Source organism: Azospirillum sp. SYSU D00513, from assembly GCF_017356015.1.
Lineage (GTDB): Bacteria > Pseudomonadota > Alphaproteobacteria > Azospirillales > Azospirillaceae > Azospirillum.
The window spans coordinates 22,280-37,914 of record NZ_JAFIQV010000015.1; the positions used below are offsets into that span (position 1 = coordinate 22,280).

A 15,635-nucleotide genomic window follows, 5' to 3' on the forward strand; every position below is an offset into this window, starting at 1 on the left:
TCAGACCTCCCCCAGGATCAGGCTTTCCAGCTCCGCCGCGCACCGGTTGCCCGGAGGGCGCGGGTAGGGAAGATCGACGGCGAGGTCGAGCGCGATCCGCCCGTCCCTCAGCACCAGCACCCGGTCGGCCAGCGCCACCGCCTCCGCCACGTCGTGGGTGATCAGCAGGCTGGTGAAACCGTGCTCCTCCCGGATGCGGATGAGCAGCCGGTGCATCTCCTGCCGGGTCAGCGCGTCCAGCGCGCCGAAGGGCTCGTCCAGCAGAAGCAGGCCTGGGTCGGACACGAGCGCGCGCGCCAGCGCCACCCGCTGCCTCTGCCCGCCGGAGAGGACCGACGGCCAGTCCTCCGCCCGGTCTGCGAGCCCGACGTCCGCCAGCGCCGCGAGCGCCCGTTCGCGCCAGCCGCGTCCCCGCGCGATGCCGACGTTGGCGGCGACGCGCTGCCAGGGCAGCAGCCGGGCGTCCTGGAACAGAAGCCGCACGTCCGGCCGCGCGCCCGCGACCGGCTCCCCGCCGGCCAGGATCCGGCCGGCGGTCGGGCGGTCGAGCCCGGCGATCAGCCGCATCAGCGTCGATTTGCCGCCGCCGGAACGCCCGACCACCGCGACGGACTGGCCCGCCGGAACGGCCAGATCGATGCCGTCGAGCACGCGCCGGCCGGAGAACTCCTTGACCACCCCCTCCAGCCGCAGCGGCACGCCCCCGGCTTTCGGCATCAGGGCGGAAGCCGCCGGACGGCCGGTGGAGGACAGCCCGCCGCCCAGCGACAGGCGGGGAAAGGCTCGTTCGTGAAGGCTCATGATGCGGTCTCCATGCCCGCCTGGAAGGCGGGGTTCCAGGCCAGCGCCCGGCGTTCCAGCCAGCGGGTCAGCAGGTCGGCCAGCTTGCCGAGCAGTGCGTAGACGACGATGCCCAGCAGGACGAGATCGGTCTGAAGGAACTCGCGCGCGTTCATCGTCATGTAGCCGATGCCCGAGGAGGCGGAGATCGTCTCCGCCACGATCAGGGTCAGCCACATGATGCCCAGCGCGTAGCGCAGCCCGAGCAGGATCGAGGGCAGCGCGCCCGGCAGGATCACCCGCCAGTAGAGCGCGGCGGGACCCAGCCCGTAGACCCGCGCCATCTCCACCAGCCCGCGGTCCACCGACCGGATCCCGTGGAAGGTGTTGAGGTAGATCGGGAACAGGACGCCGACGGCGACCAGGAAGATCTTCGCCTCCTCCCCGATGCCGAACCACAGGATCACCATGGGGATGACCGCGAGGTGCGGCACGTTGCGCAGCATCTGCAGCGAGGAGTCGAGCAGCGTCTCCGCCGGCTTGAAGGCGCCGTTGAGCAGCCCCAGCAGGAAGCCGAGCCCGCCGCCGACGGCGAACCCCGTCAGCGCGCGCTCCGCGCTGACCGCCACGTGGCGGATCAGGCTGCCGTCCGCCAGCGTCGCGCGGAAGGCGGCGGCGACGTCGCTCGGCGCCGGCAGCACGCGCGAGGAGAGAAGGCCGCTCCGCGCTGCCGCCTCCCAGGCCAGGAGAAGCCCGAGGGGCAGCAGCCAGGGGGCCAGCGCCGCCCACGGCCCGCCGGCCCTTCCCCATGCCCGTTCGTCCGCCCGCATCACTGGGCCGCCTGGCGCAGGGAGGGCGGCGCCCCGTTGGCGATGCTCTCGCCGAAGGGGCCGTTGTTGACCGCCACCGCCGGCGCGCGCCCCGTCGTGGCGGCGAGCGGCAGCTTCGGAAAGACCAGCTCGGCGAAGCGGTAGGCCTCCTCCAGGTGCGGGTAGCCGGACAGGATGAAGCTGTCGATGCCCAGATCCATGTATTCCCGCATGCGGGCGGCGACCGTGTCGGGATCGCCGACCAGGGCCGTGCCGGCCCCGCCGCGCACCAGCCCGACGCCGGCCCACAGGTTGGGGCTGATCTCCAGCCGGTCGCGCCGGCCGCCGTGCAGCGCCGCCATGCGCTGCTGCCCGACCGAGTCCATGCGGGCGAAGACCTTCTGCGCCGCCGCGATGGTGTCCTCGTCGAGATGGCGGATCAGCTCGTCGGCCGCCGCCCAGGCCTCGGCCGCCGTTTCGCGGACGATGACGTGCAGGCGGATGCCGAAGCTGATCCGGCGGCCCTTCGCCTCGGCCAGCCGGCGGACCTGGCCGATCTTCTCCGCGACCTGCGCCGGGGGCTCGCCCCAGGTCAGGTACTTGTCCACCGTCCCGGCGGCCAGCTCGTTGGCCGCCTCCGACGAGCCGCCGAAATAGAGCGGCGGATGGGGTTTCTGCACCGGCGGGAAGAAGAGGCGCCCGTCCTCAATGGTGATGTGCCTGCCCTGGTGATGGACCGTTTCGCCGGCCAGCAGCCTCGTCCAGATGGACAGGAACTCGCGCGTGACCTCGTAACGTTCGTCGTGCGACAGGAAGATGCCGTCGCCCTTGTTCTCCACCGGATCGCCACCGGTCACCACGTTGATCAGCAGCCGCCCGCCGGAGACGCGGTCGAGCGTCGCCGCCATGCGCGCCGCCACGGCGGGCGACTGGAGGCCCGGCCGCACGGCGACCAGGAAGCGCAGCCGCTCGGTCAGCGGCGCCAGCGAGGAGGCGACGACCCAGCTGTCCTCGCAGGAACGGCCGGTGGGCAGGAGAACCCCGTAATAGCCGAGGTCGTCGGCGGCCTGCGCGATCTGCCGGAGGTAGCGGAAGCTCACCTCGCGGGCGCCGGCCGTGGTGCCGAGATGGCGGCCGTCGCCGTGCGTCGGCAGGAACCAGAAGACGTTGGCTTCTTTTGCGGCATGGCTGGTCATGACTTGGCCCTCGCGACGGCGTCGGCGATGCTGATCGGCTTCGGGATCAGCTTCAGCTTGTGGAAGGTGTCGGCGATGCGCTGCTGTTCGGCGATCACCGCCTCGTCGATGGGGCGCACCCCGTAGGACATGCGGCCGGCGGCGACCTCCAGGACCGGCAGCGGAATGCCGACCTTCGGGCTGAGCTGGGCCGCGACCTCCCGTACATTGTCCCTGGCCCAGGCGTCGATGTCCCGCAGGCCGGCGATGACGGCGGCGAGCGCGTCCCGGTTCGCCTCGGCGAAGGGCTTGGCGGCCAGGAAGAACTGGTGGTTGCTCACCAGCCCCGTGCCGTCCCGCAGCGTGCGGGCGCCGGTCGCGGCGGAGGCGGCGGCCAGGAAGGGATCCCAGATCACCCAGGCGTCCACGGCGCCCCGCTCGAAGGCGGCGCGCGCGTCGGCGGGCGGCAGATAGACCGGCTCGATGTCGGCGACCGACAGCTTCGCCTCCTCCAGCGCCTTCACCAGCAGGTAATGGACGTTGGAGCCCTTGTTGAGCGCGACGCGCTTGCCCTTCAGCTCGGCCACGTTCTTGATCGGGCTGTCCTTCGGCACGAGGATCGCCTCGCTCGTCGGCGAGGGCGGCTCGTAGCCGACATAGAGCAGCGGCGCGCCGGCCGCCTGGGCGAAGATCGGCGGGGCCTCGCCCGTCGTCCCGAAATCGAGGGCGCCGACGTTCAGCGCCTCCAGAAGCTGCGGGCCGCCGGGAAACTCGGTCCAGGTCACGCGAAACCCAAGCGGTTTCAGCTTCTCCTCCAGCAGCCCCTTTTCCTTCAGGATCACCAGGGTGCCGTATTTCTGATAGCCGATGCGGACGGTCCGGTCCGCGGCGGCCGCCGGCGGCGCTCCGGCCCCAACGGCGATGCCGAGCAGCGCCGCGGCGCCGGCCAACAATGCGAGAACGCGTTTCACGGTTGGTTTCCTTATCCCAGTCTTGGCGGGTCCGGCGTCCGGCCCGGGGTGATGAGGCAAAGCCCTCCCCCGCGCGGCGCCGGTCGCGGCGCCGCCCCTTCGGAACTCCGGATCTTGAAAAGTCAGGCGCGGGTCAGAACCCGTGCGGACAGGTCCCGCCCCGGCGGCTGCCGATGGGCGGAACGGGTCCTGTGTGGAAGGTCGAGGGCATGCGCGGTCGCTCCGTGTCCGGGGTCCATGACCGATGCGGCGTCCCCGGTGCGCGCTGAACAGCGCGCTTCCGGATCGCCTGCCTTATCTCTATCACATAAATAGGGTATAGCAAGCGCTTTTCACGACCTATTTTGTCGTGAAATGTAGATCCCCCCCTTTTTCACTATTAACTTATGTTAAAAGCCGCATCTGGTCCGGACCGGATGCGTCGTTCAGCGCAGGGTTTCAGGCGGAAAAAGGCTTCTCAGGAGGGCTGATCGCTGTCCGGGATGGATGCCCAGAAGGCTTCCGCCGCCGGGGTTTGGCGGCGCAGCGGCCGGATCAGCCGGATCTCGACGTCGATCGAATACCGGCCCTGGCCCGGATCGACAAGCCGGCCGGCCGCGACGTCGTCCTGCGCGAGGGTCCGCGGGAGCCACGCGATGCCGTCCCCCTGGCGCGCCATGGTCAGCAGCGTCGCCGCCAGCTGCGCCGTCAGCATCTTCTGGAAGGAAAGCCTCGGCCAATTCTTTTCCAAGACGGCGGAAACGATCCGGCCGAGGCCGGATTGCGGCCCATAGGACAGCAGGCGCGGCGGAGACAGCGGGTCGGCCGGCAGCGGCCATCGCGCCGCGCCGTCCCCGTCGGGGGCGCAAAGCGGCAGCAGCAGGTCGCGCCCGATCACGGCACTCGTGAACTGGCTGGCCTCCAGGCGCGGCATGGCGTCGCGATGGCAGTGGCACAGCATGAAGTCGGCGTCGCCCCTGGACATGATCTGCTCGCACGCCTCCATGGTGTCCGAGATGAGGTTGAGGGGGCCGAGCGTCGCGAAGCCGGGATGGCTCCGGATCCAGCCGGGGAAGAAGACGAAGGAGAGCGCGTGCGTGGCGGCGATGGAGACCAGGGAGGCCTCCCGGCCCGCGACCTCCAGCGTCTCCTGGCGCAGCCGGTGGATGCTGCGGGTCAGGTCCTCGGCATGGGCGCGCAGGAAGGCCCCGGCCGGCGTCAGGCTGGTTCCCTGCGGCGACCGCGCGAACAGGCGCGTTCCCATCCACTCCTCGAGGGACTGGATGCGGCGGCTGAAGGCCGGCTGCGTGACGTTCCGGGTCTCCGCGGCCCGCGCGAAGGTCCCGTGCTCGGCGAGCGCCAGGAAATCCTCCAGCCAGTTCAGGTCCATGGGCGATGCCGTTCCTGCATGTCGATCCTCGGTCTTGGCATTGGGCGGCGGCTGCGAATCCCTGCATTCCAATCACTGACATAGGGCAGGAGGGCAGGTCATGAAAATCGTCGAGATCCGGGAGGTCACGGCCCCCATCGCATCGCCGATCGCCAACGCCTACATCGATTTCTCGAAGATGACGCTGTCGCTCGTCGCCGTCGTCACCGACCTGGTCCGGGATGGCCGCCGGGTCGTGGGCTACGGCTTCAACTCCAACGGACGCTACGGCCAGGGCGGCCTGATCCGCGAGCGGTTCGCGCCCCGCATCCTCGCGGCGGCCCCCGAATCCCTGCTCGACGACACGGGAGACAATCTCGATCCGGACCGCGTCTGGGCGGCCATGATGAAGAACGAGAAGCCCGGCGGCCATGGGGAAGGCTCGGTCGCGGTCGGGACCATCGACATGGCCGTCTGGGACGCCGTCGCCAAGATCGCCGGCGAGCCCCTGTTCCGGCTGCTCGCCCGGCGGCACGGCCGCGAGGCGGACCCGCGGGTCTTCGTCTATGCCGCCGGCGGCTACTATTACCCCGGCAAGGGCCTCGACGGGCTGCGCGCCGAGATGCGCGGCTATCTCGACCGCGGCTACACGGTCGTCAAGATGAAGATCGGCAACGGCATCGCCGAGGACGCCCCCCGGATCGAGGCCGTGCTGAAGGAGCTGGACGGCAAGGCCCGGCTGGCGGTGGACGCGAACGGGCGGCTGTCGCTGGAACAGGCCATCGCCTACGCCAAGATGCTCCGCGACTACCCCCTGTTCTGGTACGAGGAGGCCGGCGACCCGCTGGACTTCGCGCTCCAGGCGGCGCTGGCCGAGTTCTATCCGGGGCCGATGGCGACCGGCGAAAACCTCTTCAGCCATCAGGACGCCCGCAACCTGCTGCGCTACGGCGGCATGCGCCCGGACCGCGACTGGCTCCAGTTCGACTGCGCCCTCTCCTACGGGCTCTGCGAGTATCTCCGGACGCTGGAGGTGCTGAAGGGTGCCGGCTGGTCGCCCAGCCGCTGCATCCCGCACGGCGGCCATCAGATGTCCCTGAACATCGCGGCCGGCCTCGGGCTGGGCGGCAACGAAAGCTACCCCGACCTCTTCCAGCCCTACGGCGGCTTTCCCGACGGCGTCCGGGTCGAGGACGGCCACATCGTCATGCCGGACCTGCCCGGCATCGGGTTCGAGGGCAAGTCGGACCTGATCCGGGTGATGCGGGAGCTGGCCGAGTAGGGAGCCGGGCGCCCCTACCAGGGCCAGACCAACGGGATCAGCAGGGCGGACAGCAGGACGACGATCACGTCCAGCCCCAGCCCGACGCGCCAGTAGTCGCCGAAGCGGTAGCCGCCGGGGGACATGACGATGGCGTTGTTGTGGTGGCCGAAGGGGGTCAGGAAGTCGCAGGAGGCGCCGATGGCGACCGCCATCAGGAAGGGGGTGGGCGAGACGCCGAGCCGGGCGGCGACCTCGATCACGATCGGCGACATCACGACGACCGTCGCCGTGTTGTTCAGCACCGGCGTGACGAGCATCGTCGCCACCAGCAGCAGGACGAGCATGACCCGTGGCCCGGCGCCGCCGGCCAGCGCCACGACCCCCTCGCCCAGCAGATGGGCCGTGCCGGTGTTCTGGAGGGCGTCGCCGAGCGGGATCATGGCGGCCAGAAGGACCAAGACCGACCAGTCGATGGCCTCGTAGATCTCCGCCGGCCGGATGGCGCGGGCTATCACGAGGCCGAAGACGGCGGCCACGAAGGCGACGGCGGCCGAGACGATGTCGAAGGCGGCGGCGACGATGGCCGCCGCGAAGAACAGGGCGGTCACGGCGGCGCGGCGGGGCTGGAACTCGATCCGGCGCTCGGCGAGCGGCAGGCAGCCGAGATCGGCCAGCGCCGCCATGATGACCGGGCGCTCCCCGCCCAGCATCAGCACGTCCCCGGCGGACAGCCGGGCGTCGCTCAGCCGCCCCTCGAAGCGCCGGCCCTGCCGCGCCGCCGCCAGCAGCGTGACGCCCCAGCGGCGGCGCAGGTCCAGCGACAGGGCGCTGCTGCCCTGGATCAGGGCGTTGGGCATGACGACCGCCTCGACGACGGCCGGGCCGGAGTCCGGGCCGGCGTCCGGCCCGTGATGGGCGAGCGGCAGCCCCTCCCCGTCCAGCCGCCGCAAGGTGGCGCCGTCCGTCTCCAGGATCAGCAGGTCCCCCGGCGCCAGCGCCTCCTCCCGCAGGCGCCCGAACACCCGCTTGCCGCCGCGCAGGATGCCGTGGACCCGCAGGGGGTGGGCGTCCTCCAGCGCCGCGACGGTGCGGCCCGCGTGCGGGGAGGCGGCCTCGACGCGCAGCTCGGTCGCGTAGTCGCCGACCTGGAAGGCGTCCTCCGCCGCACCCCCCTCGCGCCGCGCCGCCGGCAGCAGGCGCCAGCCGGCGAGCGCCAGGTAGGCGACGCCCAGCAGGGCGAGCGGCAGGCCGGTGTAGAGGAAGTCGAACATCAGGAAGCGCTCGCCGGTCGCGTGCTCCCGGAATCCCGACACCAGCAGGTTCGGCGGCGTGCCGATCAGCGTCACCATGCCGCCCAGCAAGGTCGCGTAGGACAGCGGCATCAGCAGGCGCCCGGCCGGCCAGCCGCGCCGCCGCGCCGCCGAAAGGGCGAGCGGCATGGTCAGCGCCAGCGCCCCGACGTTGTTCATGAAGGCCGACACCGCCGCCCCCACCCCGCACAGCAGGGCGACCTGCGCGCCGTCCCCCTCCGCGCGGTCGATCAGCCGGCCGAACAGGGCGTCCACCACCCCCGTGCGGGCGAGCGCGCGCGTGATCACGACGACCGCCGCGACCGTCACGACGGCCGGGTGGCCGAATCCGGCGAAGGCCGCCTCGGGTGCCACCGCGCCGGCCAGGACGCAGGCGAGCAGCCCGCCGACCGCCACCACGTCGTGGCGCCAGCGGTCCAGCATGAAGGCTACGAGCATCGCCGGCAGGATGAGCAGCAGGGCGGCCTGTCCGAAGCTCATCGTCTCGCCATCCCGGCCGCCTTCATGGAATCGGGGTTCGCGCGGAAGGGAATCAGCCGGCGCGCGCCAGGGGCAGCGCTTCCGGATCGAGATTCCCGGCGAGCGCGTCGGCGAGGCTCGTGCCCTCCAGAATGTCGATGGTCGCGGCGTGGACACGGGCGAAGACGCGGCGCAGCTCGCACGCACTCTCCTCGACGCAGTCGTCGCAGCGCTGGTAGGCCATGCGGCTGAGGCAGGGAAGCATCGCCAGCGGGCCGTCGATGATGCGCACGACCTCCCCGAAGGAGATGTCCTGGGGCCGCTTCAGCAGGGCGTAGCCGCCGTTCTTCCCGCGCTTGCTCTGCACCAGCCCATGGTGTTTCAGGTCCAGCAGGATCTGCTCCAGGAAGCGCTTGGGCAGGTTCTTGGCCTCCGCGATGTCGGAGATGAGCAGCGCCTCCCCCTCCTCGGCCGCGGCCAGGACCAGCATCGCGCGCAGCGCGTATTTCGCCTTTTGTGACAGCATCTTCCGCAGCCCGTGACGGCGCCCGCCCCCGACGGCGGGACGAGCGGACCTGACCCGAATAGATAGGGCTTATCGCAGCCCCTTGGAAGCGCGTCGGGACAGCCGGCCGATTTTCCTGTTGAAATCACGACCACCTTTATCGGGAATAGCGTGTTAAAGGACGTGCGATCCGTCTCGCAACAGCGGAGGACCCAACGCCGTGATGCCTCTCCGATCCAACCGAACCTCCGGGAACCGCCATTACGCCATCGTCGGCGCCGGCTTCACCGGAAGCGTCCTGGCGGCACAGCTGCTGCGCGGCGCCGAGGTTCCGACCACGGTCACCCTCATCGAGCGCGCGGATGCCGTCGGCGCCGGGCTCGCCTATTCCACGCCGAACGGCCGGCACCTGCTGAACGTCCGCGCGGCGAACATGAGCGCCTTCCCGGACGATCCCCACCATTTCCTGCGCTGGCTCTGGGCGCACGACGGCGGGCATGACGTCCCGCCGAGCGGCCAGGCCTTCGTGTCGCGCGCCCGTTACGGCGCCTACATCCAGGACGTGCTGGAGGAGGCGCGCGCCAAGGCGCCGCCGCACGCGGCGCTGAACCTCGTCCGGGGCGAGGCGACCGACATCCTGCCGGGCCGCGACGGCGTGCGGATCCGCATGGGCAACGGGCCGCGGCTCGCCGCCGACGCCGCCGTTCTCTGCGTCGGGCATTTCCCGCCGTCCCTGCCCCCGGCGGCCACGGAGGAGGTGCTGGCGTCGGGGCGCTTCATCGGCGATCCCTGGAACAGGGCGGCGATCGACGCCACCGACCGCGACGCGCCGGTCCTCATCCTCGGCACCGGCCTGACCATGGTGGACACGGTGCTGACCCTGCTGGACGAGGGGCATCGCGGGCCGATCATGGCCGTCTCTCGGCGCGGGCTGCTGCCCCTGGTGCATCGCGAGACGCGCGCCTTCACCTCCTTCCTCTGTCCCGACGTGATGCCGAGCACCGCGCTGGACATCCTCATCGCGCTCAAGGCGGACGTCCGGCGGGCGCGGGCCGAGGGGCTGGACTGGCGGTCCGCCTTCGACGCGCTGCGCCCGTACCACCACCGGATCTGGCGGCATCTGCCGCCGGAGGAGCGTCAGCGCTTCCTGCGGCACCTCCGCCCCTATTGGAACGTGCACCGCCACCGCCTGGCGCCGGAGGTGGCGAGCCGGATCGAGGCCGCGCGCTCCATCGGGCAGCTCGAGGTGGGCGCCGGACGGCTGCGGAGCCTGACGCCCACGGCCGGCGGACTGGAGGCGGTCGTGGCGGAACGCGGGCGGGACCGGGAGTGGCGCCGGACCTTCGGCGCGGTGATCAACGCCTGCGGGCCGGAATGCGACTACCGCCGCATCCGCCATCCGCTGGTCCGGGCGCTGCTCGACCGCGGCATGGCGAGGCCCGATCCGCTGCGGCTCGGCCTCGACGTGACCGAACAGGGGGCGCTGATCGGCACCGACGGACGGGAATCGGAACGGCTTTTCGCGCTTGGTCCCATCGCCAAGGCCCCTTTCTGGGAGATGACCGCCGTCCCGGAACTCCGGTCGCAATGCGCCAGGGCCGCCGAGCATCTGGCCGGCCTGCCGCAGCCCGAACCCTTGTCCCTGGCCGGCCTCGGCCGCCTTGCGGGCGCGCTCGGATTGGGCCAGGGACGGAGGCGCTGAGACGATTTTACATCACTTTTCGTGTTTTATATTGCCGTGTTTTCAGGGTTTTACACGCGCATCGCGTTTTCCACCTTGAATCACGACTAAGTTTGTAGACTATATCGGGAAACGGCCGCCACGGCGGTCCTCCCCGAAGGAGTTTGCCCATGCACCCGCGCACCCGTTCCCTTTCGGCCTTCCTGCTCGGCACGGCACTGGCCTTCGGCGCGCCGGCCGCCCTGGCCGACACGAGCCTGCTGAACGTGTCCTACGATCCGACGCGCGAGCTGTACGCGGACGTCAACAAGGCCTTCGCGAAGGCCTGGAAGGCGGAATCCGGAGAAACGCTGACCGTGCAGCAGTCGCACGGCGGCTCCGGAAAGCAGGCCCGCTCGGTCATCGACGGGATCGAGGCCGACATCGTGACCCTGGCGCTGGCCTACGACATCGACGCCATCGCCGAGGCCGGCCGGATGAACAAGGACTGGCAGGCCGAATTCCCGAACAACAGCGCCCCCTACACCTCGACCATCGTGTTCCTGGTCCGCAAGGGCAACCCCAAGGGGATCAAGGACTGGGAGGATCTGGTGAAGCCGGGGATCAAGGTCGTCACCCCGAATCCGAAGACCTCCGGCGGCGCGCGCTGGAACTTCCTGGCGGCCTATGGCTACGCCCTGGGCAAGGCCGGAGGCGACGACGCCAAGGCGCGCGACTTCGTCGGCCGGCTCTTCAGGAACGTGCCCGTGCTGGACACCGGCGCGCGCGGCTCGACCGTCACCTTCGCCCAGCGCGGCATCGGCGACGTGCTGCTCGCCTGGGAGAACGAGGCCTTCCTGGCCGTGAACGAGATGGGTCCCGACAAGCTGGAGATCGTGGTGCCGTCGGTCAGCATCCTGGCCGAGCCGCCGGTCGCGGTCGTGGACCAGGTCGTGGACCGGCGCGGCACGCGCAAGGCGGCGGAGGCCTACCTGCGCTACCTCTACACGCCCGAGGGGCAGGAGCTGGCGGCGCAGCATTACTACCGCCCCCGCCTGGCCGAGGTCGCGGCGCGCCACGCCAACCGGCTGCCGCAGCTGCCGCTCTTCACCATCGACGAGAAGTTCGGCGGATGGAGCAAGGCGCAGGCGACCTTCTTCGCCGACGGCGGTGTCTTCGACCAGATCTACACGCCGGGGCGCTGATCCATGGCCGACGCCGCCGCTTCACCCACCGGCTGGGGCAGGACAGGGGGTGGCGGGTTCCGCAAGCCCAGCGTCCTGCCGGGCTTCGGGATCACGCTGGGCTTCACGCTGGCCTACCTGTCGCTGATCGTCCTGATCCCGCTGGCCGCCCTGATCCTCGGCGCGGCCGGGCTGGGCTGGGACGGCTTCTGGGCCGCCGTGCTGAAGCCGCGCGTGCTGGCTTCCCTCCAGGTCAGCTTCGGCGCGGCCCTGGCGGCGGCGCTCATCAACGCGGTCTTCGGGCTGGCCGTCGCCTGGGTGCTGGTGCGCTACGACTTCCCCGGCCGCCGCGTCGTGAACGCGGCGGTGGACCTGCCCTTCGCCCTGCCGACGGCGGTGGCCGGCATCGCCCTGACCGAACTCTACGCCCCCAACGGCTGGATCGGCGGGCTGCTGGAGCCGCTCGGGATCCAAGTCGCCTTCACCCCGCTCGGCATCGTCGTCGCCCTGACCTTCGTCGGACTGCCCTTCGTCGTCCGCACGGTGGAGCCGGTGCTCCAGGAGCTGGAGGCGGAGCAGGAGGAGGCCGCCGCCATGCTGGGCGCCGGCCGGCTGGCGACGGTCTTCCGGGTGGTGCTGCCGGCGATCCTGCCGGCCCTGCTGACGGGCTTCGCGCTGGCCTTCGCGCGGGGCGTCGGCGAGTACGGATCGGTCATTTTCATCGCCGGCAACCTGCCGATGGTGTCGGAGATCATGCCGCTGCTGATCGTCATCCAGCTCGAGCAGTACGACTATGCCGGAGCCACCGCCGTCGCCACGCTGATGCTGGCGGTGTCCTTCGCCCTCCTGCTGCTGATCAACCTGCTGCAACACTGGATGAGGGCGCGGCATGACGCTTGAGGCTTCCTTCGGGGCGTCGGCTCCGCCCGCCCCCCCGCCCGCCTATCAGGTCCGCTCCGAATCCCGTCTCGTGCGGGCGGCGCTGATCGCGGTGGCGCTCGGCTTCCTCGGGCTCTTCCTGGTGCTGCCGCTGGCCGTCGTGCTCACCCGGGCCTTCGCGTCCGGCGTCTCGGCTTATGCCGCCGCGCTGACGGAGCCGGACGCGCTGGCCGCCATCCGGTTGACGCTGACGGCGGCGGCCATCGCCGTGCCGCTGAACCTCCTCTTCGGGCTCTGCGCCGCCTGGTGCATCGCCCGGTTCGAGTTCCGCGGCAAGAGCGTGCTGATCACGCTGATCGACCTGCCCTTCTCGGTCTCGCCGGTCATCGCCGGCATGGTCTACGTGCTGCTGTTCGGGCTGCACGGCTGGCTCGGGCCGTGGCTGCGCTCGCACGACGTCCAGATCATCTTCGCGCTGCCGGGCATCGTGCTGGCAACGGTCTTCGTCACCTTCCCCTTCGTCGCCCGCGAGCTGATCCCGCTGATGCAGGAGCAGGGCAGCGACGAGGAGGAGGCGGCCGTGGTGCTCGGCGCCTCGGGCTGGCAGCTCTTCCTGCGGGTGACGCTGCCCAAGATCAAGTGGGGGCTGCTGTACGGCGTCCTGCTCTGCAACGCCCGCGCGATGGGCGAGTTCGGCGCGGTGTCGGTGGTGTCCGGCCACATCCGGGGCCAGACCAACACGATGCCGCTGCATGTCGAGATCCTCTACAACGAATACAACATGGCGGCCGCCTTCGCCGTGGCCTCGCTCCTCGCCGCCCTGGCCCTGGTCACGCTGGTGATCAAGACCCTGCTCGAATGGCGCTACGCCGACGAGCTGGCGGCGACGCGGCGCCACTGAACGGCCGCCGGGAGACCCAGATCATGAGCATCGACATACGCGGCATTTCCAAGCGCTTCGGCTCCTTCGCGGCGCTGGAATCCGTGGACCTGCGGATCGAGCCGGGCGAGCTGGTCGCCCTGCTCGGCCCGTCCGGCTCGGGCAAGACGACGCTGCTGCGCATCATCGCCGGGCTGGAGACGGCCGATTCCGGCAGCGTCCTGTTCGACGGAGAGGACGCCCTGCGCCTCCACCCGCGCGACCGGCAGGTGGGCTTCGTCTTCCAGCACTACGCCCTGTTCCGCCACATGACGATCTTCGACAACGTGGCCTTCGGGCTCCAGGTCCGGCCGCGGGCGCGCCGCCCGTCGAAGGCGGAGATCGCCGAGCGCGTGCGCGAGCTGCTGTCGCTGGTCCAGCTCGACGGGCTGGCCGACCGCTACCCCAGCCAGCTCTCCGGCGGGCAGCGGCAGCGCGTGGCGCTGGCCCGCGCGCTGGCGACCGATCCGAAAGTGCTGCTGCTGGACGAGCCCTTCGGCGCGCTCGACGCCAAGGTCCGCAAGGAGCTGCGCCGCTGGCTGCGCCGCTTCCACGACCGCATGGGCATCACCAGCCTGTTCGTGACCCACGACCAGGAGGAGGCGCTGGAACTCGCCGACCGGGTGGTGGTCATGAACCGCGGCGGCATCGAGCAGGCCGGCAGCCCCGAGACGGTCTACCGCGAGCCGGAGACCCCCTTCGTATACGAGTTCCTGGGCGACGTGAACCGCATCCCCTGCACCATCGACGGCGGGCAGGCGCGGCTCGCCGGGCTGGGGACGCCGCTCGGCGGGGTGTCCGGCCAGTCCGGCCCGGCCGTCGTCTATGTGCGCCCGCACGAGGTGGAGCTGCTGCCCGCCGACCCGGTGAGCGCGACCGGGCGCATCCGGCGCCTCTACGAGGTGGGTCCGCTGGTCCGGGCCGAGGTGGACCACGCCGGCACGCTGCTGGAGGTCGCCATACCGTCCGACGGCCGGGAGATCGGCCTGCGGGCGGGCGACCCGGTCCGGGTGAATTTCCGCAAGGGCTTCGTCTTCATGGACGGCCGGGCGGGTGCCGAACCGATGGCGCTGGCTCCCTTCCGCACGGCGGCCGGCGGCAACGCGATCCACCGGCTGTGATAAGGGTCGATATGGTTAGCGTTCCGCTAACCATATCTACTCTAAAAAAGGCGCGAATTCTCAAAGTTCTACTTCTAATATGCTAATCGCCTGTAGAAGCAAGCACCGAAGCTAAACCTTTTTTATTCGAAAAATACGACACGACTGATTGCAAGAAGTCTTGGCTAGCAGCCCACGCCTCTTCATTGACTGCGAGAACCTTTTCTCCCGTACTAGCTTCTGTAACAAATTTTACATATTTTCCTTTGATATTTGAACGATGCTCAAGAAACAAATTCCATTCTTGCTCAAAAGCCAATATTACGTCATTTAAAAATTCATGGCTAATTTCAGCATATCCCTCTTCATGCAATGACTCTGTTATTGCGTATATTCTTCCCATTTGATACCTTAACCTTCTTTTATCTTGGTCATTTTTCTTTGTCATTTTCTTAAAGCATCTATAGGCAAAATAGAATCTGTCTAACGAGACAGAATTGAAAACGATATCTTCTGTTGAAGTGAATTTCGCAAAAACCTGCTTTTTCATGCTGCTTTCAATATCTCCGTTTGCTGCTAAGTATATTCTTAGAGCAATGTTACGCTCTATCACTTGATTAGCGGTAATATAGCCATCGCTGATGCCGTCTCCAAATTCACCCCGTTTCCGCTCGTATAGAATGCCATATTTTTTAAATAAAGCCATTTGTAGTTCAATATGATACCTTTCGCCGGACATTCTATCTGCATTGGTAACAGCAGTTTGCTGGTTTGTTGCAGTTGATATTTGCTCTATCAGCTCTAAGCGCTCTGCTGCTCCAGTTTTTTCCTGAGCCTCATCAGAAAGCGTTATTATTTTTAGAAGAACTTCTTTATCTCTAAATACATCCGCAGCGTTCGCTTCCCCAATCTCCCTGTATAATTTGCTAAGTGTATAAGCAGTCTGGCCTCCATTTATGATCTGCGGGTTCTTAACATGAAGCTTAGCCCTATTCTTCTCTCCTATTTTTTCATTGATACGCGTTTCATCAGATATAAGCGTTATGCCATTGTTCAGAAGAGCAAACTCGTTAGTTTTTGTGGAAAGAATAGTGCTCCTAATGGCTCCATTAACCTTCTGTCCAGCAAATTCCAAGTAACTTCTAGGGTTTTGCTTAAGTATAGAATTTTTGAATTTGTCCATTATCCGAGCTATTTCAATGGTCGGAACAAACAATACAGTTATGTTGCACTCGTGATGCTTAGTTTGCACCGTATAGCTAATTTTGCTTC

The 15,635-nt window shown here is 68.4% G+C and carries 14 protein-coding genes; 6 read left to right on the forward strand and 8 right to left on the reverse strand.

Annotation, left to right across the window (positions count from 1 at the left end; all coding sequences use genetic code 11):
- The 5 genes from JUB11_RS13070 to JUB11_RS13090 all read right to left on the reverse strand — a co-directional run bounded on the left by JUB11_RS13070 (position 1) and on the right by JUB11_RS13090 (position 5,104).
- The gene (locus tag JUB11_RS13070) at positions 1-801 is read right to left on the reverse strand and encodes an ATP-binding cassette domain-containing protein (protein WP_207458988.1); all 801 of its coding nucleotides are present in this window, start codon (positions 799-801) and stop codon (positions 1-3) included.
- Positions 798-1,610, reverse strand: a complete 813-nt coding sequence (gene ssuC, locus JUB11_RS13075) for an aliphatic sulfonate ABC transporter permease SsuC (RefSeq protein WP_207458989.1) — start codon at positions 1,608-1,610, stop codon at positions 798-800. Before ssuC ends, JUB11_RS13070 begins: the two co-directional genes overlap by 4 nt.
- On the reverse strand, positions 1,610-2,785 hold the full coding sequence (gene ssuD / locus JUB11_RS13080; RefSeq protein ID WP_207458990.1) for an FMNH2-dependent alkanesulfonate monooxygenase: 1,176 nt from the start codon (positions 2,783-2,785) through the stop codon (positions 1,610-1,612). Before ssuD ends, ssuC begins: the two co-directional genes overlap by 1 nt.
- Positions 2,782-3,735 (reverse strand): aliphatic sulfonate ABC transporter substrate-binding protein, encoded by a 954-nt coding sequence (locus JUB11_RS13085; RefSeq protein WP_207458991.1) that lies wholly within the window; start codon positions 3,733-3,735, stop codon positions 2,782-2,784. Before JUB11_RS13085 ends, ssuD begins: the two co-directional genes overlap by 4 nt.
- Positions 3,736-4,192: 457 nt before the next feature.
- Positions 4,193-5,104, reverse strand: a complete 912-nt coding sequence (locus tag JUB11_RS13090; protein ID WP_207458992.1) for a LysR family transcriptional regulator — start codon at positions 5,102-5,104, stop codon at positions 4,193-4,195.
- Positions 5,105-5,204: 100 nt separating this feature from the next.
- Here JUB11_RS13090 and JUB11_RS13095 point away from each other — a divergent pair, with 100 nt between their 5' ends.
- Positions 5,205-6,365, forward strand: a complete 1,161-nt coding sequence (locus JUB11_RS13095; protein WP_207458993.1) for a mandelate racemase/muconate lactonizing enzyme family protein — start codon at positions 5,205-5,207, stop codon at positions 6,363-6,365.
- 14 nt (positions 6,366-6,379) lie between these two features.
- Here the strand turns inward: JUB11_RS13095 and JUB11_RS13100 are convergent, their stop codons facing one another.
- Positions 6,380-8,137, reverse strand: a complete 1,758-nt coding sequence (locus JUB11_RS13100; protein WP_207458994.1) for an SLC13 family permease — start codon at positions 8,135-8,137, stop codon at positions 6,380-6,382.
- 52 nt (positions 8,138-8,189) lie between these two features.
- Positions 8,190-8,642: an Rrf2 family transcriptional regulator gene (locus JUB11_RS13105; protein WP_207458995.1), complete on the reverse strand. Its 453-nt coding sequence runs from the start codon at positions 8,640-8,642 to the stop codon at positions 8,190-8,192.
- Between the two features lie 202 nt (positions 8,643-8,844).
- On the opposite strand from JUB11_RS13105, the gene JUB11_RS13110 reads away from it, so the two are divergent.
- The 5 genes from JUB11_RS13110 (at position 8,845) to JUB11_RS13130 (ending at position 14,384) form a co-directional block, all read left to right on the forward strand.
- Complete coding sequence (locus tag JUB11_RS13110; protein WP_207458996.1) at positions 8,845-10,323, forward strand: FAD/NAD(P)-binding protein; 1,479 nt, start codon at positions 8,845-8,847, stop codon at positions 10,321-10,323.
- Between the two features lie 149 nt (positions 10,324-10,472).
- Entirely contained in the window at positions 10,473-11,486 is a 1,014-nt protein-coding gene (locus JUB11_RS13115) for a sulfate ABC transporter substrate-binding protein (RefSeq protein WP_207458997.1), read from the forward strand.
- Positions 11,487-11,489: 3 nt separating this feature from the next.
- Entirely contained in the window at positions 11,490-12,365 is an 876-nt protein-coding gene (cysT, locus tag JUB11_RS13120; RefSeq protein WP_207458998.1) for a sulfate ABC transporter permease subunit CysT, read from the forward strand.
- Positions 12,355-13,245, forward strand: a complete 891-nt coding sequence (gene cysW / locus JUB11_RS13125; protein WP_207458999.1) for a sulfate ABC transporter permease subunit CysW — start codon at positions 12,355-12,357, stop codon at positions 13,243-13,245. Before cysT ends, cysW begins: the two co-directional genes overlap by 11 nt.
- A 23-nt stretch (positions 13,246-13,268) precedes the next feature.
- On the forward strand, positions 13,269-14,384 hold the full coding sequence (locus JUB11_RS13130; RefSeq protein WP_207459000.1) for a TOBE-like domain-containing protein: 1,116 nt from the start codon (positions 13,269-13,271) through the stop codon (positions 14,382-14,384).
- 82 nt (positions 14,385-14,466) lie between these two features.
- Here JUB11_RS13130 and JUB11_RS13135 read toward each other — a convergent pair whose 3' ends face one another.
- Positions 14,467-15,546 (reverse strand): AIPR family protein, encoded by a 1,080-nt coding sequence (locus JUB11_RS13135; RefSeq protein WP_207459001.1) that lies wholly within the window; start codon positions 15,544-15,546, stop codon positions 14,467-14,469.
- Positions 15,547-15,635 lie beyond the last annotated feature (89 nt).

Coding starts and splice junctions, on each gene's coding strand:
- JUB11_RS13130 (WP_207459000.1), top strand. CDS start 13,269: ATGAGCATCGACATACGCGGCATTTCCAAGCGCTTCGGCTCCTTCGCG.
- JUB11_RS13090 (WP_207458992.1), bottom strand. CDS start 5,104: ATGGACCTGAACTGGCTGGAGGATTTCCTGGCGCTCGCCGAGCACGGG.
- ssuC (WP_207458989.1), bottom strand. CDS start 1,610: ATGCGGGCGGACGAACGGGCATGGGGAAGGGCCGGCGGGCCGTGGGCG.
- ssuD (WP_207458990.1), bottom strand. CDS start 2,785: ATGACCAGCCATGCCGCAAAAGAAGCCAACGTCTTCTGGTTCCTGCCG.
- JUB11_RS13105 (WP_207458995.1), bottom strand. CDS start 8,642: ATGCTGTCACAAAAGGCGAAATACGCGCTGCGCGCGATGCTGGTCCTG.
- cysT (WP_207458998.1), top strand. CDS start 11,490: ATGGCCGACGCCGCCGCTTCACCCACCGGCTGGGGCAGGACAGGGGGT.
- JUB11_RS13070 (WP_207458988.1), bottom strand. CDS start 801: ATGAGCCTTCACGAACGAGCCTTTCCCCGCCTGTCGCTGGGCGGCGGG.
- JUB11_RS13135 (WP_207459001.1), bottom strand. CDS start 15,546: ATGGACAAATTCAAAAATTCTATACTTAAGCAAAACCCTAGAAGTTAC.
- JUB11_RS13095 (WP_207458993.1), top strand. CDS start 5,205: ATGAAAATCGTCGAGATCCGGGAGGTCACGGCCCCCATCGCATCGCCG.
- JUB11_RS13115 (WP_207458997.1), top strand. CDS start 10,473: ATGCACCCGCGCACCCGTTCCCTTTCGGCCTTCCTGCTCGGCACGGCA.
- cysW (WP_207458999.1), top strand. CDS start 12,355: ATGACGCTTGAGGCTTCCTTCGGGGCGTCGGCTCCGCCCGCCCCCCCG.
- JUB11_RS13110 (WP_207458996.1), top strand. CDS start 8,845: ATGCCTCTCCGATCCAACCGAACCTCCGGGAACCGCCATTACGCCATC.
- JUB11_RS13100 (WP_207458994.1), bottom strand. CDS start 8,137: ATGAGCTTCGGACAGGCCGCCCTGCTGCTCATCCTGCCGGCGATGCTC.